This is a genomic window from Hyphomonas sp. UBA3601 (genome assembly GCF_002375605.1).
In the GTDB taxonomy this organism is placed as follows: domain Bacteria; phylum Pseudomonadota; class Alphaproteobacteria; order Caulobacterales; family Hyphomonadaceae; genus Hyphomonas.
The window spans coordinates 56597-76737 of the sequence record NZ_DFME01000127.1 but is presented as its reverse complement, the minus strand read 5'-3'; the positions used below and the strand labels follow the sequence as shown (position 1 = coordinate 76737).

Here is a 20141-nt window from a genome sequence, read left to right as displayed (position 1 = left end):
AACCCGCCGTTACCGAAAGCCCATTCGATGAAACGCCGCGCCGGCGCGCAACAGACTTGGTTCCTGACGAATCTGATATTCTGGAGCCCGAGCCAGTAGACGAGCCGATGCCGCTCGTACCTGTGCGGTCGTCCTCGCCGTCATCGGGTGCGGAAATGGGCTGGCGCGACATCATTTCGGATATGAGCCGCGAGGACAAACCCCTGCGCGACCGTGAAGATGTCGCCGACGAACTGATCGACCGGCTGCAGACGTCCGGTATCGTCCTGCCCGAGGCAATCCGCCCGAAAGCCAAACGCAAGATTGCCGAAGCCGCCCGGCGCGGCGACAAGGAGCGCAAGTCTGCAATCCTGTCCCAGGCGGGTCGCCAGGTGGAGCGCGTCACACAACGCCTGCGCAATGACCGCGACCTGATGGATCTGGCGCGGGACTTCCTCGATATGGAAGCTGACGACGCGTTGCACGCGCTGGAGCAAACGCAGAAGACTGGCCGCAATGCCAGCGCCCGGCTTGCCGCTTATCTGCTGCTTGATGCGGCACTCTGATCAGCCGCCAAGCAATACAATCCCAATCACACCCGAAGCCACGAGCAGGATACCTGCCAGTTCGCGCGCCGTGATGCGCTCGCGAAAGACCACATGTGATGCAATCAGGGTAAACAGGATTTCGACCTGACCGACAGCCTTTACGCTGGCAGCGTCCTTGAGCGTGAACGCCATGACCCATGCCATTGATCCGAGGAAGCCGATCAGGCCAACCCATCCGGCTTGTCGCCATGCCCCGAACAGCTTGGCGACCTGGCCGGGCTCGCGCAGTCCGAGCCAGCCGAGCAACATGACCGACTGGATTATCGTGACGAAGGCGAGCGTGGTTGTGGTGCTGAGCAGCAGGCCGACCTCGCCAAGCGACAAGGATGCGCCGCGAAGCGACACGGACGATACGGCGAAACAGGCTCCCGACAACAGCCCGATCCAGAGCGAACCGTCCGGCGTCCATTTGTGCCCGTCAGCTCTGGAAAGCGAGATCAGGATGATCCCCAAAATGCTGGCAATGATCGCCAGAAGGGCGGGCAAGGTGAGCGTATCGCCGAGCAGGATAATGCCGACGAGCGCAGCCTGAACAGGTTCGGTCTTGGTAAAGGCCGTGGCAGCCGCGAAATTGGCCCTGGAGAACAGATGGATCAGTAGTCCGGTCGCGAGCACCTGACTGATTCCGCCTATAATCGTATAAGCAAAGAAGGCAGCGGGCGGCGCGGGCAGGGGCGTGCCCCGCCCGATGATCAACACCGCCAGCAGGCCGACTGCCAGCGGCGCTGCATAGACGAAACGTGAGGCCGTCGCGCCCCATGTGCTCAGCGTCTGCTTCAGCTGTTTCTGAAGCGCTGAGCGACCATTCTGGCAGAATGCAGCCGCCAGCGTCATGGGAATCCAGAGATCCATGCAGCAATACTCTTTGAGAGGAGACGGGGCGTGCTAGGCGGCCTGCGACCGCTTCGCTTTGCGCGCTTCCAACTTGTTCACGGCGTGGAGGTAGGCTTTTGCACTCGCGACAAGCGTGTCCGGATCCGAGGAACGACCGGTCGACATGATGCCGTCGCTGTTGAGACGAACAGACACGGTCGCCTGGGCATCGGTGCCGCCAGTGACGGCGTGGACCTGATAAAGCTCCAGCTTGCCTTCATGCGGCACGATCTCGCGAATGGCGTTGAACACCGCATCCACTGGGCCATTACCGCGGGCGATGGCGAATTTCTCTTCGCCGTCCACAACGAGATCAATCTCGGCCGTTTGAGGGGCGTCTGTTCCTGCAACCACACGCAACCGCTTGAACGCGATCCGTTCGCCTTCTGCAGCCAACTGGTCATCGACCAGTGCGATAATGTCATCATCGAAGACGTGCTTCTTGCGGTCGGCAAGGGCCTTGAAGCGCTTGAACGCATCATTCAAGGGATCGCCTTCCATCGTGTATCCGAGCGCTTCCAGCTTGTCGCGGAAGGCGTGACGACCGGAATGCTTGCCCATGACCAGTGATGTCTTGGCAACGCCGACATCTTCGGGCCGCATGATTTCATAGGTCTCGGCATTCTTCAGCATGCCATCCTGATGGATGCCGCTTTCATGCGCGAAGGCGTTCTTGCCCACGATCGCCTTGTTGTACTGGACCGGGAAGCCGGTGATGCGGCTGACCATGGCAGAGGCACGGGAGAGATAGGCGGGTTTGATGTCGGTCTCGAAGGGCAGCGTATCGCTGCGCACTTTCATGGCCATGACAATCTCTTCCAGCGCGGCATTGCCGGCACGTTCGCCGAGACCGTTGATGGCGCATTCCACCTGACGCGCGCCATTGGCGACGGCATTGATGGAGTTCGCGACAGCCAAGCCAAGGTCATTGTGGCAGTGGGCCGACCAGATGACCTTGTCAGAGTTCGGGATTGTCTCGATCACACGGCGGAACAGGGCGCCATACTCATCCGGATGTGAGTATCCGACCGTGTCAGGCAGGTTGATTGTGGTTGCACCGCTGGCAATGGCCACGTCGATACATTTGCACAGGAAGTCGAAATCGGTGCGCGTGGCGTCTTCGGCGCTCCATTCAACATCGTCAGTATGGTTGCGGGCCTGGGCGACCGAGCGGCCTACCGCTTCGAGCACGGCATTCGGCCCCATTTTCAGCTTGTGCTTCATATGGACCGGGCTGGTCGAGATGAAGGTGTGAATGCGTGGGCGGGCCGATTTCTTCACGGCTTCGGCGCAGCGCTCGATATCGTTCGGCGTCGAACGGGCGAGGCCGCAGATGATGGCTGACTTCGACTGTTCGGCAATGGCGCTGACGGCGGCGAAGTCGCCTTCGGAGGCGGCAGGAAAACCGGCTTCGATCACATCGACACCCATGGTTTCCATCAACTCGGCGAGTTCGAGCTTTTCATTATGGGTCATGGACGCGCCGGGTGATTGCTCACCGTCGCGCAGGGTCGTGTCGAAGATACGGATATGAGGATTGGATGACGTGGACATTTTGGAGCTACCGGGTCTGGGAATGGGAAATAAGGCTGGTGATCACCCCTGACCGCGCGGCTGCCCTGGCTGACCTAGGCAGACATCACCGGCCAGGGGCCGGTAAGCAGTAGCTGAAGAGGCATTTTATTCCACATGGGGTGTTACATCGGCCTATGGGGCGGCGGTGTCAACCTCGTTTTGCGGGATCAGGGCAACAGATTGCCCGGTTTTGCGCATCCGGGCACGGGCATAGGCGGCGATGGCAATATAAACGCCGACGGCGGCAGCGGCCGCTGCAATAGCAACCAGTGGATTCCCCGTGAAGGCAGCAAGCAGGCTTTGACCGGCGAAGGCGATCAGGGCGATCTTGGGAATGATCCCCACCCCCATGCCGGCCCAGTAATGGAGAAATTTCGCATGACTCACGCCGAAAGCCATATTGACCAGCAGGGCAGGGCCCGCAGGCACATTGCGTACGATCGCGCTCGTCATCATGGCATTGCGACCAACGAACGTGGATAGCTTGTTGGCGGTTTCACCCGCATACCGGCGAAACGCTTTTTCGCCTGCAAGGCGCCCGGCATAGAAGGTGGCGGCGCCTGCCACCATGTTGGCGATCCAACCAAACATCGCGCCGAGCCAGGGGCCAAACATGGCAATCGCGATGGCCAGCAATGCAAATTGGGGAATGCCGAGAAAGGCGCCGACCACAAATAGCAGGATCAAAGCTGGCAGGGCCCACGGGCTGGAGGCGATATCCTGCATGAGGGCCTGCAAGGTGGCGATGTCCAGCAGATTGGTCGTCTTGCCGATTGCGAACAGCAAGATGATTACAGCCAGCGCGATACCTCCAATGATGGCGCCGCGACGGGCATTGGCATCCAGGACTTTCTTGGGGGCGGGCCGAGTATCCATGACAGGGGGCTTTCAAGCTCGAGCCGATTTACGTCAATCCGCCGCCTGCCGCAAAGTTAATTTCAGCAGTGGTTGATCCCGTTGGTCCCCCCGGATACGTACTCCGCCGAACTCTAGTGTCGCTTAAAAGGATTCCGCGCATGACAGACCTCTCCCCTCGCCATGACTGGACCCGAGATGATATCGCGAAACTCTACGCCTTGCCGTTGGACACGCTGATGGCGCACGCATTGACGGTGAAGCAGGCCAACTGGCCGGATGGGAAAGTTCAGAAGTCTCAACTGCTATCGATCAAGACGGGCGGCTGTGCTGAGGATTGCGGCTATTGCAGCCAGTCAGCCCATTTCGATACCGGGCTCGATGCCTCGAAACTGATGCCGCTCGATGAGGTGGTCACCGCCGCGCGCAGAGCCAAGGAAAATGGCGCGGACCGGTTCTGCATGGGAGCGGCCTGGCGCAGCCTGAAGGATCGCGATGTCCCCAAAGTTGCCGCCATGATCGAAGCCGTGAAGGCCGAAGGGCTGGAAACCTGCGTCACGCTGGGCATGCTGGATGACGGCCAAGCCGAAGCGCTGAAATCGGCCGGGCTCGATTACTACAATCACAACCTGGACACTTCACCGGAATATTACGGCAAGGTCGTCTCCACTCGCACCTATGATGATCGGCTTGAAACGCTGGGGCGTGCGCGAACGGCTGGCCTGAAGCTCTGTTGTGGTGGCATTCTGGGAATGGGTGAAAGCCGAGAGGACCGGATTGGCCTGATCCATGAATTATCCAAACTGACGCCGCACCCGGAAAGCGTTCCGGTGAACATGCTGGTGCCGATTGAAGGCACGCCGCTCGGCCACAGTCCGGCCATTTCGGTCATCGAGATGGCGCGGGCCATTGCCGTCTGCCGGGTCGTGTTTCCACAAAGCTGGGTACGTCTGTCCGCGGGCCGCGAAGGCATGACGGAAGAGGGGCAGGCACTCTGCCTGCTGGCGGGTGCGAACTCGATTTTTGTCGGCGACCGCCTTCTGACAACCGACAATCCGGAAATCGACGAGGATGATGCGCTGATGGGTCAGATGGGCCTGGAGGCCGCCGGCCGGGCAGAAATGGAAGCCCCGGCGCGGCGGACCACGCTGATCGGCGGCTGATCCCTATCGGGTCTGCCCACCGTCCACAGGCACGATGGCACCGGTGATGAAGCTGGCCACCGGGCTGAGCAGGAAGGCTGCCGCTGAGCCGATCTCTTCAGGCTTGCCGAAGCGCTGGAGCGGGACTTCGCGCTTGATCCAGCGGGTCCAGGCGTCTCCACGCTCACCATTGATGCGTTCTTCCCATTCTCCATCCGGGAAGATGATGTTTCCAGGAGCGATGGCGTTGATGCGCACATTGTTGCGGCCGGATACCCGGGCGAGTTCCTTGGTCAGATGGTTAATCGCGGCTTTTGACGTGCCATAGGTCAGCGGCGTGCCGAGGCCGGTGAGGCCTGCAATCGAAGAGATCATCAGGATGGCGCCTTCGCCACGCGGGTCCATGCGTCGCAAGGCCGACCGGGCTAGGAAGAAGGCGGAATCGAGGTTTTGCGAAATGCCGGCATCCCAGGTGGCGTCGTCGACTTCAAATCCGGGCGGACAAGGGTGCAGGCCGACATTGGCGACCGCGCCCCAAAGCTCGCCGAGTTCGTTCTCGATCGTGTCTATCATCGTCTCGACCGTGCGGGAATCGCGCAAGTCTCCGGCGCGGGCCCAGACATTTTCCTCGCCATACTGGGCGGCGAGCCGCGCACGTTCCTGTTCCAGCTTCTCTTCCCCACGAGCGGCGAGGGCGACTTTCGCGCCTTCTGCGAGGCAGGCCTCTACGATGCCAAGGCCAATGCCCCGGCTGGCGCCTGCAACGAAGATGGTTTTTCCCTTTAGGCCCAGATCCATGTGCGTTTCTCCCTTTTGGTTATGCCCAGCAGACTAGACGCCGCGTCGACAAAAGAAATCCCCGCCCTCAGGGAAGGCGGGGAAGGATGAGGTGCATATCTCAGGATCAGGCCGCCTTGCGATAGCGTTCATTGACGCTTTCATCGAGACGTGGGGACCGGCCGGTAGCGATTTTGACAAGGCGTTCCAGGGCCGGGAAGAACCGGGCGCGTTCCAGGACCGGATTGGTGTAGTTGGTAATGACGCAATAATGGGTGTCCTTGCCCATGCGGTGATGGGCGGCGTGATGCTGGAAGGACTGGGCGAAGCCGGTTTTCTGCAGGGCGTTGATCAAACGGCCATTCTCCTTCGGGCTGCGATGGGCAGCGCGATGGAACTCATTGGCGAAGACGCCGAACAGGACAGCCGAACCGGTGAACAGGTTCAGCGTGCCCGTGGCCCAGAAGCCGGCGAGGAACAAGGCGCCAAGCACGAAGACTTCCTTGTTGCGCGACAGGAATGAGCCAGCCAGAAATGCACGCGGTTTGAAATGGTGTTCCTGATTGGCGCGGATCGTATGGCCCAGCACAGGCCATTTCGGATTTCCGTACCGGTCTTCAAACCAGTGGATGAGGCCTGAAATGAAATCGGCCAGAAACAAGCCTCCGAAAACGGACGCGGCGGTTTTAAGGGCAGTCGCGACAATCGTGACCGGCATGGGGTCATCTCCTTCTTGCTGTCGAACACTCTTGTGAGGTTAGTATGTGATCATTTGCTCGCAAAAGAGGGCGAAATTGTGGCAAGTGAGAGATCAATCACTCGATTCCTGTCCGGGTCTGAGAGCAGCAGGAGAGGGATCTATTCGTCGCGCAGGGGTTTGCGCGTGATCACATAGACAGCACCGACGGCGATGAGGCCGAGGCCTGAGCCCAGTACCCACGGCTTATGATAAGCAAACGCGGTGACAATCAATGCGGCCAGGCCCATACCGCAAACAGCGGCGATTTTCGCTTCACGCGCCATGGCGCCCGTTTCGAGGAAGGTCTTGATTGCCGGGCCGACGCCCGGCTGACGATAGATCCAATCCGCCCAGCTGGGATTGGATTTGGCAAAGGCCAAAGCGGCGACAATCCAGAAAATGGTCGTGGGCCACACCGGTAAGGCAAGGCCTATCGCGCCGAGCGCGAATGCCACAACTCCGACTGCTCGCCAGATCCACATGAGAAACCCATTCCGCGCTGTGGGGTGGCTGGCAACCCCCAAAGCAGGCCACCTCAGCTGAATGCGGCTGAAATTTGCAAGAATTTCTTTGATTTGACCCATTCACGCCCTGTTCGCGCCGTGGCGAAGATGTGTAAGAGTTGTAAGAAAGCTCAAAGGAGAGGGTTTCCATGTCGCACTTCATATCGGGCACGCGGGGAATTGGTCGGACACTGGTCACAGCCATGATGATCGCCGTGCTCGCGGCGTGTGGAGGCAACAAGGAAGACCGACAATCTGATACTGCCAGTGATGAAGGCACGATTGTCACGCGCTCCGCCGCTGACAATGTGGCTGCTCGCCAGCGCGAACGCCGTCGTCAGGCTGCGATTGACGAGGTTGAGCAGGATTTCTCCTATTTCCGCTACCGTATCGATACCGCCACCGAACAGCCGCTGGCGTGTTTCGTCTTTTCTGCGCCGCTTGATCCGGAAGCGGATTACTCGCCGTATCTCGAATTCCGTCCCGCTTTCCGACCTGCGCTCAGTGTTGAGGGACGCGAGCTGTGTGTTGGCGGTCTGACTTTTGGGTCGGAACGGTCTGCAACACTGCTTTCCGGCCTGCCTTCGGCTGATGGCCGCACATTGAAGAATGAGGAAGTTGTTCCGATCGATTTCGCCGACCGGCCACCTTATGTCGGCTTCAAGGGAGCAGGCGTGATCCTGCCGCGCGAAGATGCAGATGGCCTTCCGATTGAAACGGTGAATGTCGACGAAGTTGAAGTAACCGTGTCGCGCGTCAATGATCGCGCGCTGGCCTTCAAGTCCATTACTGAAGGCCAAACCAATGCCCAGGGCCGCTATGCCTATACATGGGGTGAAGACAATCCTGAGGATGTTCAGGAAATTCTCTTCAAGGGACGGATGGACGTGGCCAGCGAGCAGAATGCGCCCGTAGTGTCGGTCTTCCCCTTGCAGGACGTCGTCGGCCCGCTGGAGCCGGGCGCGTATTATGTTTCGGTCAAGGACGCCGCAGACCTGGATAGCGCCGAGCAGCCGCCAGCCTCTTCCAACCGGTGGATCATGATGACCGATCTGGCCATCACCGCCTATGAAGGTGGCAATGGACTCGATGTCACGCTGCGCTCACTGCAGGACGGTCGCCCAGTGCCCGATACAACCGTGCAGCTGGTCGCGCGCAACAATGACATTCTTGCCGAAGGCCGCACAAATGAAATTGGCCGGGTGGCCTTTGATGCGCCGATCACGAATGGCCAGGGCAATATGGAGCCCAAATTGATCATGGCCTACAGCGCCAAGGGCGAACTCGCTGTGCTGGACCTGACCCGCGCGCCGGTGGACCTCTCAGAATATGCTGTAGGTGGCCGCCGGGTCTCCGGGGACATCGATGCCTTCATGTATACAGAGCGTGGCATCTACCGCCCCGGCGAAACGGTACAATTGACCGCGCTGCTGCGTGATCATACCGGCAAGGCTATTGAAGACCGTGCCGGCAATATCGTCATCTACCGCCCGAATGGGCTGGTGGCCGGGAAGATACGGTTCGATGATCCTGAAGCGTCTGCAGTTGTTGAGGGCTATGAACTTACCAAGGGTGCATCTCGTGGCCAGTGGCGTGCGACGGTGGAAGTGGACGGTGTGTCGGGCGCATCCGGATCAGTCAACTTCGCAGTCGAGGATTTTGTGCCACAGCGCATTGCCGTTGACCTCGACACTGACAAGGACGCGCCCGTCTTGTTGGGTGAGAGCCGCAGTGTCGAAGTTGCCTCGCGTTTCCTTTATGGCGCACCAGGCGCGGGTCTGACGGTGAAATCCGAAGCCCGCATTGAAGCGGCGCCGACCCCATTCCCGCAATACAAGGGATTCAAGTTCGGCAGGCATGATGAGAGTTTTCGTGAACGCATCCTTGAAATGGATGATACGACTACGGACGGAGCCGGGATCGCGACGGTCACGCTCGCGCCGGGAAATGCCGGCAGTAATGCTGGGCGGCCACTGCGCATCAATGCTGTGGTTAGCGTACTTGAACCCGGCGGACGCGCGGTCACAGAAAGCGTGCGCATCCCGTATCGTCCGGAACGCCTTTATGTCGGTCTGAAACCCGGTTTCGAATATTCGGTCGAAGAAGGCCAGGATGTGGCCTACGAAGTCGTGGCCATGAACGAGAAGGGCCAGGCGATCGCGCAGCGGCTCAACTGGAAACTGCTTGCCATCGACTATCATTACGACTGGTACCGGGACGGTGACCAATGGCGTTGGCGCCGGTCTCGCACGGTGACCAAGGTCAATGAAGGCATCGTGACGACGCCGGAAGGCGGCAGCACCGAGATTCGCGTTTCCGGTCTGGATTGGGGCAGCCATGAACTGGTTGTCGAAGGCAGCGACGCGAATGCGTCCGCCGCGTCCAGTGACGATTTCTATGTCGGCTGGGGCGGAGGTGTCTCAGAGGATGGTGCCGAAGCGCCAGACCGTGTCCGCATCATCGGACCTGAGAAAGCCCCCTCTGCAGGTCAGAGCGCCGATATCACCATTGTGCCGCCTTATGAGGGCCAGGCGCAGATCGTTGTGGCTACCGATCGCATTCTGTCGGTACAGAATTTGTCCGTTAGTGCACAGGGCACCAATGTGACCCTGCCGGTAACCGATGAATGGGGAGAGGGCGCCTATGTGATGGTCTCGGTCTATACCGAGCGCGATCCGATTCTGCGGGCAAAGCCGCGCCGTGCGGTTGGTGTGACACATGTGCCCGTCGATATGGGTTCGCGGACGTTCGAGTTGACGCTCAATGCGCCCGATATTGCCCGACCTGTTGGGGAGCAGGTGATTGAGGTCGAGTTTGATGGCGGCCCACGTGAGCCGGTCTTCCTGACACTGGCCGCTGTCGATGAAGGCATCTTGCGCCTCACCAAATTCGAGAGCCCTGACCCTGTCAGCTACTATTATGGCAAGAAGGCGCTCGGTGTTGAAATGTACGACGATTACGGTCGGTTGCTTGACCCGAATATGGGATTGCCAGCCGAAGTCCGCTCAGGGGGAGACCAACTTGGCGGTGAAGGGCTGTCGGTCGTCCCGGTGAAATCGGTCGCGCTCTTCTCTGGCTTGGTTGATGTCGGCCGGTCGGGTAAGGCAAAAGTTCGCCTTGAACTGCCGGAATTCAATGGTGAGCTGCGCTTGATGGCCGTGGCCTGGTCGCGATCTGGTCTGGGGTCAGCGGAGTCCAGCATGATCGTGCGCGAGAAAGCACCGTCGGATCTGATCATGCCGCGCTTCATGGCGCCTGGCGATGAAGCTCAAATTACTGCCAGTATCGACAATGTCGAAGTCGGGCCTGGAGCGTTCACAGCCGAGATTTCAGCGGACGGCCCGATTGATGTTGCGGATGGCAAGCTGACGCGTTCGCTTGCAACGGGTGCGCGCGCGGATGTGCCAGTTCGGATTGGTGCGGATTCAGAAGGTATCGCAACGGTCAGGTTGGCGGTGACGGGGCCAAATGATTTCGAAACGGACCGGACTTACCAGATACAGACCCGTTCGCCCTATTTGCCGGTAACAAAGATCAGTCGGCAATTGATGGAACCGGGCGAAAGCTATTCTGTTGACGCTGATCTGCTGGAGGGCCTTGTGCCGGGGTCTGCTGCGATCAGTGTCGGCTATTCGACGCTGCCAATGGATCCGGCGACGCTCTATGCTTCGCTCGACCGCTACCCTTATGGATGCACCGAGCAAACCACTAGCCGGGCCTTGCCATTGCTCTACTCCGAACAGCTGATTGCAATGGGGGCTCCAGAACGTCGCGATGATCCGAAGATGCGGATTCAGACTGCGGTGAACACGCTGCTCAACCGTCAGGGATCTGACGGAGCGTTCGGCCTGTGGCGGGAAGGGGATGGCTACGCATCCCCTTGGCTTGGTGCCTATGTGACGGACTTTGTCTATCGCGCGAAACAGGCTGGCTTCTCTGTGCCGGACGAATCCTTGGAGCGGGCCTATGGCGCTCTGCGGCAGGTTTCGACTGGCGATGCATGGCGCGTTTATGGGTACGACACGGATGTCTATGAAAGCCGCTATTCCAACGACACGGCAGAGAAGCTGATGCAGCGCTCGTCGGCCTATGCACTTTACGTGCTCGCCAAGGCGGGCAAGGCCGACATTTCTCGCCTGCGCTACCTGCATGACCGCGAACTCGATTCCATCGATAGCCCGTTGGCACGCGCCCATATCGGCGCAGGCCTTGCCATGCTGGGTGATCGGGCGCGGGCTGCCTCGGCCTTCAACGCAGCGGAAGACGCGCTCGGTTACGAGAATACCGGCGATTACTACCAGACCCCGCTGCGCGATGAGGCGGCCATCCTGGCCCTCGCATCCGAAGCGGACATGCTGGATGTGGTAGAGCGTCTTGCCGCCAAGCTGGGCGAGGATGCGCCAGACCCGACCGGATTGACCACGCAGGAAAAGGCTTTCGCGCTACTGGCTGTGGACTCCCTGAACAAGGGGGCTGAAGGCTTCCGGCTCACCGTCGAAGGGCTTGGCCGTGGTAATAATAATGACCGGCAATATGCCCTGACCGAAGCGCAGGCCACGGAAGGTGTGACGTTCACGCTGGAAGGCAAGGCGCCGATGTTCCGGACAGTTATGGTCAGCGGTTCGCCAGAAACGGCGCCGCCCGCTGCGACATCCAAGATGGGCGTCGACAAGACATTCTTTACACTGACCGGTGGTCGTGTGAATCTGTCCCGGGTCAGCCAGGGGGACCAGCTGATCGTGCGCTTGACGGTGTCGCCACATGAGCGCCGCCTGAACCCTGTGATCGTGGCGGACCTGCTGCCCGCCGGCTTCGAGATTGAATCGGTGCTGCGCCCTGCAGATGGCAGGCGTGAATATGGCGGATCGGGCGCGTTTGCCTATCTCGGCCAGATTGCGAATGCACAGACTGCCGAGGCACAGGATGATCGGTTTGTGGCCGCCGTCGATGTCTATGCGCAGCCGGTCACGCTTGCCTATGTCGTCAGAGCGGTAACGCCGGGCGATTTCGCAATGCCGGGTGTGGTGGCCGAGGATATGTATCGTCCGGAAGTGTTCGCCCGGTCCAAGCCTGGCCGCGTCACGATCAGCGCAGCGCCCGGAACGATGGGAGGCGGTCAGTAAGCCATGCTGACGCCTCGGCGTATCGTCATCGGGATAGCCGCAGTGTTTGCTGCGGTTATCCTGATGGACTGGGTACTGCCGCCGCCAATTGACCGCGCGGGAGAAATCTCCGCGCTGGTGACCGACCGGGAGGGCAAGCCCCTGAGGGCCTTTCCGACCGAAGACGGACGGTGGCGGTTCCGCGGAGATCTCGACAAGATCGATCCAGAGTTCATCGAGGCGCTGCTTCGGGTCGAAGACAAACGTTTCTATAGCCATCGCGGGACAGATTGGACGGGGCTCGGCCGGGCTGTGGCAGACTCGGCGCGGGCCGGGCGGATCGTATCTGGGGGCTCCACGATCACGATGCAGACTGCGCGCCTGCTGGAACCTCGGGACCGCAATGTCGGGTCCAAGCTGATCGAGATCGCGCGCGCCTGGCAGATCGAACGTCGCTTGTCGAAAGATGAGATCCTCGAACTCTACCTTACGCTGACGCCCTATGGCGGCAACCTTGAAGGCGTGCGGGCAGCGAGCTGGAGTTATTTCGGGCACGAGGCTGACCGCTTGTCCGCTGACGAGATCGCACTGCTGATCGCCCTGCCGCAATCGCCCGAAGTGCGCCGCCCGGATCGTCGGCCACACCAGGCGCAAAAGGCGCGCGATTGGGTCGCAACCAAGCTCGGTTGGTATGGTGTTTTCAGCGAGGCTGATGTGGAGGAAGTAGCCACATCGCCGGTCCCGACGCGGCGGCGTGATTTTCCGATGCGTGCCTGGCACGGCACAGAGAAAGCGCTGGCGAGCGGGCCGCGCGAGGACGTGCGCGCCACGCTGGATGCGGGTCTTCAGGCTGAACTCGAATCCATGGCCTTGCGCAAGGCTGAGGCGGAAGGCCCTGACGTTCAGGTCTCGGCGATTGTGGTTCACATTCCGACACGTGGTGTGCGCGCTCTGGTCGGATCTGCCTCGCGCGACCGGGCAGGGGGCTGGCTCGACCTGACCGCGCAAGCCCGCTCGCCGGGCTCCACCTTGAAACCGTTCATTTACGCCATGGCGTTCGATGACGGGCAGGCCGCACCGGATACGCGCATTTCCGATCTGCCCAAACGGTTTGCGTCCTATCAGCCGGAAAATTTCGACCGGATGTTTCGCGGTGATGTGCGGGTTTCGGATGCTTTGCAGCATTCGCTCAATGTGCCGGCGGTGCTTATGCTGGATCGGGTCGGGCCAGAGCGGTTTGCGGCGCAGTTGGCGCTGGCGGGCGCGCGACCACGCATTGGCGGCGGCGCAAATCACGACGCTGGCCTTGCCCTCGCGCTGGGCGGTGCAGGCCTGACAGCGCGCGAATTGGCTGTCCTCTATGCTGCTCTGGGCGATGAGGGTGTGGCCAAGCCTCTGGTCTGGCGCGCCAGTCAAGAAGCTGCAAGTTATGAACGGATGGGACGGCGGCTGGTCAGCGCCGAGAGTGCGTCAGATATCGTCCGTATCCTGCAAAATGGTCCCATGCCGGAAGGCCGTATGCCAGGGCGCCTGACTGCAGGCGCGCCACAAGTTGCTTTCAAGACCGGCACATCGTACGGCTTCCGCGACAGCTGGGCAGCCGCAGTTTCTGGCGAACATGCCATTGTCGTCTGGGTTGGCAGGGCCGATGGCGCGCCGCGGCCTGGCAAGACCGGCCGGGTGACCGCATTGCCCTTCCTGTTCGAGATTGCTGATCGAACTGCCCATCATTTACGAGATGAAGGCGAAGCTCGCACACGCCTGACCACGCAGCGCAAAATCGAAACACGCGGCGCGCTACATGACTTTTCGCCTGAAGCGCCGCCCGTAATCCTGTTTCCACCCGCGAGCGCGGAATTGTGGGCCGGCAGTGTTGATGGCAAGTCGGCCCGGCCCTTTGTATTGGCTGGACGCGGGGAGGGGCGCGTCTCTTGGTATATCGACGGAAAGCCCAGCCAGATCGATGATGCCGGTACGCCAGTCTGGCAGCCGACGCAGGCGGGATTTTACACGATTACGGCCGTCGATCAGAGCGGGCGGTCCAGCCGGGTCAGGGTCCGTGTGCTGATGGGGCCGTCCTGACATACTTCCTGCCATGCCAATCAGCCTCATTGCTGACGCAGTTTGGCAACACGCAGGCAACACATTTATGTTAGGACTGACTTTCTGGCCTTCACGGCGGACGGGAGACCGCCATATGACGGACAGAACGCAGCGTGTGTTTGCTGCGACTGTATAGAGTATCGGGAACTGCCATGCGTATGCCATCCGCCCCCACCTTCACCATCGCCGCTGGCTTGGCCGCCATGGCGCTTGCGTTCTTCTCGAATGCGGGCGCGCAGGACCAACCCCTGGCAGAAACGGCCCCCAAGCGGCTGTCTTCGGCCATTTTTGCGGGCGGGTGTTTCTGGTGCGTTGAGTCTGATTTCGACAAGGTTGATGGCGTGATCGACACCGTGTCCGGCTATACGGGCGGTGAAATCGCCAATCCGACTTACAAGCAGGTCTCCAAGGAGAACACCGGCCATTACGAGGCCGTAAAGGTTACCTACGACCCGGATCTGGTCAGCTATGACACATTGGTCGAGTATTTTTTCCGGCACGTGGATCCCACAGATCCCTATGGTCAGTTCTGCGACAAGGGCGACAGTTATCGTACCGCGATCTTCGTCAACACTGATGACGAGCGCGCGGTGGCTGAAGCCGAGATTGCCGAGATCGAGACGTCAGGCGTGCTGAAGGACCCCATCGTGACGCGGGTGATTCAGGCCGAAACATTCTGGCCGGCCGAAGATTATCATCAGAATTATTACAAGAAGAACCCGCTCAAGTATCGCTACTATCGCGCTTCATGTGGCCGGGATGGCCGGGTCGAAGATCTTTGGGGCGAGTCAGTCGGTCATTGATCGGTTGGTGATGGGCAGGGCTCAGGCTTGAATTCCGTCTGTCCATCAAAACGTTCCTCCCATTCGGGTGTCCGGTCCTGACGGTCATATCCGTTACCCAGATAAAGTTGGAATTCCCGCAAGATCGGGCATCCATTGCTACGCGTTCCAAGCGGAATTGAGATCACGCCCACATGGTCAAAGGACTGGAAATCGCTTCGCAGTTTCGGGCGCATGCCGGGATGTAGCGACGCGATGAGTACGCGATCGGCCAAACCGCCCTCAAGTGGCTGGGCTTCTGAAAAACTCTTCGGTCCGGCATAGCGGCGCCATGAAATCATCGGCGTGGTGCGCTCGCGTGCGTAATAGTCCAGGCCGTGCCAGGCTTCTCGCTCATCCACGAGCACTGAGGTTGCGCCAAGTGCATCGGCGCGCGCAAACAATTGCTCAGCGGCGCTATCCCAGCCACGAGTGCGTTTGAGGGCGTTGTCGAAACCAAGCGAGGTCGACAGGGAGGCGGGCAGTAGCGCGAGGGTCAGCAGGGCCAGCATCAGAGCAGCGTGCAGAGACAAACTGGTCCAGAGCAGGCCGGACGGGGAATGGCGCACAAAATGGCCGTAACCCAGAATGGCTGCTGCGACTATGGCACCAATCAACAGGCGCGTGGCGAATGACACATCCGGCGCGAGCAGAAAAGCGACGAAGCTGACCGCTGCAATGATGTACCAAAGTTTGCGATTTGGCTTTGCGCGGGCGAGCCATGAGGCCACCAGCACGCTCGCGGCCGGATAGGCAGTTGCAGCCCAATTGGCATTGGCGCGCGACAGGACCGCTTGTGCCATGATGATCAGCAAGACCGGCAGGATAAAGCAGAGCAGCCAGCGGTCCCGGCCCATGATGCCGTCATCCTCGCTACGCATCACAAAGATGCCGAAGACGAGCGCCAGGAAACTGATTGGCCCGAACACGCCAAGCTGATCGACCAGGAAGGTGAGGGCGTTCTCAGGATTGATAAGGTCGCCGCCAAGATTGGCATTGTCGACCGTGTGGCTCACCGTCTTGAAATCATTCGCGGCATTCCAGGCGAGATGTGGCGCAAAGATCGCTGCTGCCACGGCCAAGGCTGCGAGGCCTTTCCAACTCAGCAGGGCACGGCGACTCTGTACGTCAATCAACAGGACCAGCACGACGCCGATCGCGAAATATAGCATTGCGTATTTCGACAGGAAGCCGAGTCCGACCGCGACGCCGAGACCCAGCGCGCTGACCCATGCGCCTTGCCCACTGCGCAGGCGCCACAGAGCCCAAAGGGCGGCGCACCAGAAGGGGATGAGTACGCCATCTGTGGAGATCACGACAGAAGACAGTATGACAGCCGGCATCAGTGCATAGCCAAGGCTGGCAAACATGCCGACACGTGCACCATACATGTCTCGCGCAAGGAAATAGATGAAGGTGGCACCGGCCGTGTGCAGGAAGGCCGCGGGAAGCCGTACGGCCCATTCTGCATCACCCAATACAGCTGTCACAGCATGGATGACCCACGCAATCATGGGAGGCTTGGAATAATAGCCCCATTCCAGCGTATCGCCCCATCGCCAGTACTGCGCTTCATCTGCATATAGGTTCAGAGGCGAAATGCCTGTGAATACAACCCTCAGTACAAGCAGCATTGCCAGCGCGGTGAGTGTGATGGTCTGCCAGCGGCCAGGCGATTCGGATTCCTCGACGGTCATGGGGTGCTATTCCTTCTCAACTTGAGACTTATGCCGCCCCACCGAGGCAGAATATACCCTGAACCGCACGCAATCTGCGCATGTCCGCCTCCAAACCGTGTCTTTTTTGCATCGCAACATATCGATCCACCGTGATCGCAGCCTTATGTGCTGAACCTTCAAGATCTTGTCACTAATCTGTCATCCGGTGTCGTTATCCGACCCGCAGTACCGGCGACCCGCAAGGGGCGGTTGTCGGCGCATCACCGACTAGGGGAATAGTCATGACAAATTGGACCACTTTCGGGCGTGGGGCAGCAGTATCTGCCATTGCGCTGAGCATGGCCGGCGTCGCTATGGCGCAGGTTACAACTTCAGCCGTCCGCGGCGCAGTGACCGATGATGACGGCCAGGCCGTATCCGGTGCGCTGGTTACCATCACCGATCCTTCCACAGGGCTGACACGGACTGCGACGACCAACCAGACCGGTCTGTACAGCATCCGCAACCTGCCTGTTTCCAGCGGCTATGTCGTTACGGTGACTTCGTCAGAGTTCCAGGGCCAGTTCATCGAAGATGTGGGCCTGAACCTCGGCGATGCGACCCAGGTCGACTTCACGCTCACCAATGATGGTGAAGCGCGTCAGGAAACGATCGTTGTTACGGCTTCCGTCTCCGATCTCGCACCGACTGCTGCTGGTCCTTCGGCGACCTTCGGCCTGGAGACGCTGCAGAGGGCCCCGGCCATCAACCGCAACATCACGGATGTCCTGCGCCTCGACCCACGCATCTATGTTGACGAATCCCGTGGTGATATCAACGCAGTCCAGTGTGGCGGTAAGAACTCCCGCTTCAACTCGCTGACCGTTGACGGCATTCGCATGAATGACAATTTCGGCCTGAATTCGAATGGTTACCCAACCGAGCGCATCCCATTTTCTTATGATGCCATTGAGCAGGTTGCGGTCGAACTGGCTCCCTTCGATGTGCAGTATGGTGGCTTCTCCGCCTGTAACATCAACGCGGTCACGAAATCCGGTACGAATGAATTCCACGGCTACCTCTTCGGCGACTACACAAATGACGGCCTGCGCGCCGACAGCCTCGAAGGCGACGACATCACGACGGGTGAGTACGACGAAACCCGCTACGGCTTCGGCGTCGGTGGTCCGATCATCAAGGACAAGCTGTTCTTCTTCGCGGCCTACGAGAAACTTGACGGCGTGAACCTGTTTGACCGCGGCGCGATCGGCTCCGGCGCTGTCAACGAAGTGAACATCACTCAGGCCGAAGTCGATGAGATCCGCAACATCGCCATGGAACTCTATGGCTATGATCCGGGCACGATCCCGAGCAGCGCTGATAACTCCGACGAGAAGATCCTGGTCAAGCTCGACTGGAACATCAGCAACGATCACCGCGCATCCTTCACCTATAACTGGAATGATGGTTTCAACATCGCCCAGTCGGACGGTGACTCCGATGAGCTGGAATTCTCCAACCACCTCTATGAGCGTGGCGCGGAACTGACGTCCTATGCCGGTTCGCTTTATTCTGACTGGACGGACAATTTCTCCACTGAAGTCCGTCTTGCCTATTCCGAACTGGACAATCGTCAGATTTCTGTCGGCGGTACCGATTTCGGTGAGATCACGATCGAGACCGACGATGTTGATGTCTACCTCGGTGGCGACGACTCCCGCCAAGCAAACAAGCTGTACTACGAGACCCTCAGCCTCGCGCTGAAAGGTTACTACACGACGGGCAACCACAATTTCAGCTTCGGCTATGAGCGTGAAGCCCTCGACGTGTTCAACATGTTCGTCCAGCACGTCGAAACCGAAATCGACTTCGATGGCAATCCGTCCTCTGGCGGAGCATTCGACGATGCGATTGAGAACTTCCGTCTCGGCATCGCCGACAACGTGAACTACAACAACTCCCCAACAGGCGATCCGAACAATGCGGCTGCTGACTGGGGATATGAGATCAACACGCTGTACGCCCAGGACGAAATTGACTTCGGCAACGGTATCGTGGTGATCGGTGGCCTGCGCTACGACTGGTACACAACCGACGACGCACCTGAAACCAATGCAGACTTCCTGGCTGACTATGGCTTCACAAATGGTGAGACGCTGGATGGTGAAGGTCTGCTTCAGCCACGTCTCGGCTTCGAGTGGGACTTCTCCGACAATCTCGACCTGCGTGGTGGTGTCGGCCTCTACTCCGGTGGCAACCCGAACGTGTGGCTGTCCAACACCTACTCAGCAAACAACGTGCTGCAGTTCGGTTCGGACGGTGGTGCATTCGGTCTTGAAAATGGCGTGACATCGCTCTTCGACATTGACTACGGTCTTTGTGAAGACGGCGTGCCGACGGGACCGGGCTACTGTGTGCCACAAGACATGATCGACGCTGTCGCAGCTGGCGAAGGCTCGAACTTCGAGATCAACTACCTTGATCCGAACTTCGAAATTCCATCTGAGCTGAAATTTGCTTTCGGCGGTACATACTATGCTGACGCGCCTGGGCTCGGCGGCGAGTATGTCCTCTCGGGCGACATTCTGTACACCGTTGCTCAAGATAGCGCTGTCTGGATCCGCGGTGATCTCGAGCAGACTGGCACAACCACAGTCGATGGTCGCGAATACCCGACCTACAGCAGCGTTCGTGAGGCAGCCTTCGTGCTGACCAATGCGAAAGAAGACGCCAAGTCTCTGCTGGTTTCCGGCTCGATCTCGAAGTCCTATGACTTCGGTCTCGACTGGGCCCTGGGTTACGCCTACACGGATGCAGAAGACGTGCACCCGATGACGTCCTCGGTGGCCTTCTCGAACTACGTCAACCGCGCATTCGGCGACCCGCAGGATGTCAGCGCTTCGACGTCTGACTACAACACCAAGCACCGCTTCACGGCACTTACCAATTATGAGCGCGCTTTCTTCGGCGACAACATGACCACGTTCTCGGCCTTCGGCCAGGCTGTGTCGGGTCGTCCATACAGCGTGGTTTACGGTGGTAGCGCGAACGGTATCAGTGGCTTCAACCCTTACCTCGAAGGCAACCCGTACCTGGCTGCTGGTGCAGAGCGTAACGGCGAAGAAGGTTCCTGGTGGGGCAAGGTCGACATCAAGCTTGAGCAGGAATTCCCTGGCTTCCTTGATCACAAGGCTTCCGGCTTCATTGTTGTCGACAACTTCACAAATCTGCTGAACGACGAGTGGGGCGTACTGCGTGAGCCTGGCTTCCCAGCGGTTTGTGCGGTTGACGACTTCCAGGCTGGTGATTGTGAATCTCGTCAGGGCGACGCGTCGCGCTACGAAATTCGCTTCGGCCTGCGCTACGAGTTCTAGTCACTCGGAACTCCGAAACTGAAAATCGGGAA

The 20141-nt window shown here is 59.6% G+C and carries 12 protein-coding genes and 1 pseudogene; 6 read left to right on the top strand and 7 right to left on the bottom strand.

What is annotated here, in order from left to right; all coding sequences use genetic code 11:
* Positions 1–545 (top strand): annotated as a pseudogene (locus tag B4F73_RS14170) (hypothetical protein); the annotation flags it as partial.
* On the opposite strand, the gene B4F73_RS14165 reads toward B4F73_RS14170, so the two are convergent.
* From B4F73_RS14165 to B4F73_RS14155, 3 genes are all read right to left on the bottom strand, one after another.
* The gene (locus tag B4F73_RS14165) at positions 546–1439 is read right to left on the bottom strand and encodes a DMT family transporter (protein ID WP_290483582.1); all 894 of its coding nucleotides are present in this window, start codon (positions 1437–1439) and stop codon (positions 546–548) included.
* A 33-nt stretch (positions 1440–1472) separates the two neighbouring features.
* Positions 1473–3014: a 2-isopropylmalate synthase gene (locus B4F73_RS14160; protein WP_034810507.1), complete on the bottom strand. Its 1542-nt coding sequence runs from the start codon at positions 3012–3014 to the stop codon at positions 1473–1475.
* Between the two features lie 153 nt (positions 3015–3167).
* A complete protein-coding gene (locus B4F73_RS14155) occupies positions 3168–3911 on the bottom strand; it encodes a TVP38/TMEM64 family protein (protein WP_290479958.1) in 744 nt (247 codons plus the stop codon).
* A 140-nt stretch (positions 3912–4051) separates the two neighbouring features.
* Between B4F73_RS14155 and bioB the strand changes: the two genes are divergently transcribed.
* Positions 4052–5053, top strand: coding sequence for a biotin synthase BioB (gene bioB, locus B4F73_RS14150; RefSeq protein ID WP_290483581.1), 1002 nt, complete (start codon positions 4052–4054; stop codon positions 5051–5053).
* Between the two features lie 3 nt (positions 5054–5056).
* Here the strand turns inward: bioB and B4F73_RS14145 are convergent, their stop codons facing one another.
* The 3 genes from B4F73_RS14145 to B4F73_RS14135 form a co-directional block, all read right to left on the bottom strand.
* The gene (locus B4F73_RS14145; RefSeq protein WP_290479956.1) at positions 5057–5830 is read right to left on the bottom strand and encodes an SDR family NAD(P)-dependent oxidoreductase; all 774 of its coding nucleotides are present in this window, start codon (positions 5828–5830) and stop codon (positions 5057–5059) included.
* 106 nt (positions 5831–5936) lie between these two features.
* Positions 5937–6527, bottom strand: a complete 591-nt coding sequence (locus B4F73_RS14140) for a fatty acid desaturase CarF family protein (RefSeq protein ID WP_206991334.1) — start codon at positions 6525–6527, stop codon at positions 5937–5939.
* Between the two features lie 140 nt (positions 6528–6667).
* Positions 6668–7132 (bottom strand): YbaN family protein, encoded by a 465-nt coding sequence (locus tag B4F73_RS14135; protein ID WP_290481067.1) that lies wholly within the window; start codon positions 7130–7132, stop codon positions 6668–6670.
* A 68-nt stretch (positions 7133–7200) separates the two neighbouring features.
* Here B4F73_RS14135 and B4F73_RS14130 point away from each other — a divergent pair, with 68 nt between their 5' ends.
* From B4F73_RS14130 to msrA, 3 genes are all read left to right on the top strand, one after another.
* Positions 7201–12174, top strand: a complete 4974-nt coding sequence (locus tag B4F73_RS14130; RefSeq protein WP_290483580.1) for an alpha-2-macroglobulin family protein — start codon at positions 7201–7203, stop codon at positions 12172–12174.
* 3 nt (positions 12175–12177) lie between these two features.
* Entirely contained in the window at positions 12178–14235 is a 2058-nt protein-coding gene (gene pbpC, locus B4F73_RS14125) for a penicillin-binding protein 1C (protein WP_290483579.1), read from the top strand.
* A gap of 173 nt (positions 14236–14408) precedes the next feature.
* On the top strand, positions 14409–15059 hold the full coding sequence (msrA, locus tag B4F73_RS14120; RefSeq protein WP_290479952.1) for a peptide-methionine (S)-S-oxide reductase MsrA: 651 nt from the start codon (positions 14409–14411) through the stop codon (positions 15057–15059).
* Here the strand turns inward: msrA and B4F73_RS14115 are convergent.
* A complete protein-coding gene (locus B4F73_RS14115; RefSeq protein ID WP_290483578.1) occupies positions 15053–16774 on the bottom strand; it encodes an ArnT family glycosyltransferase in 1722 nt (573 codons plus the stop codon). The genes msrA and B4F73_RS14115 overlap by 7 nt on opposite strands.
* 263 nt (positions 16775–17037) lie before the next feature.
* Between B4F73_RS14115 and B4F73_RS14110 the strand changes: the two genes are divergently transcribed.
* Complete coding sequence (locus B4F73_RS14110) at positions 17038–20109, top strand: TonB-dependent receptor (protein WP_206991329.1); 3072 nt, start codon at positions 17038–17040, stop codon at positions 20107–20109.
* Positions 20110–20141: the final 32 nt, after the last annotated feature.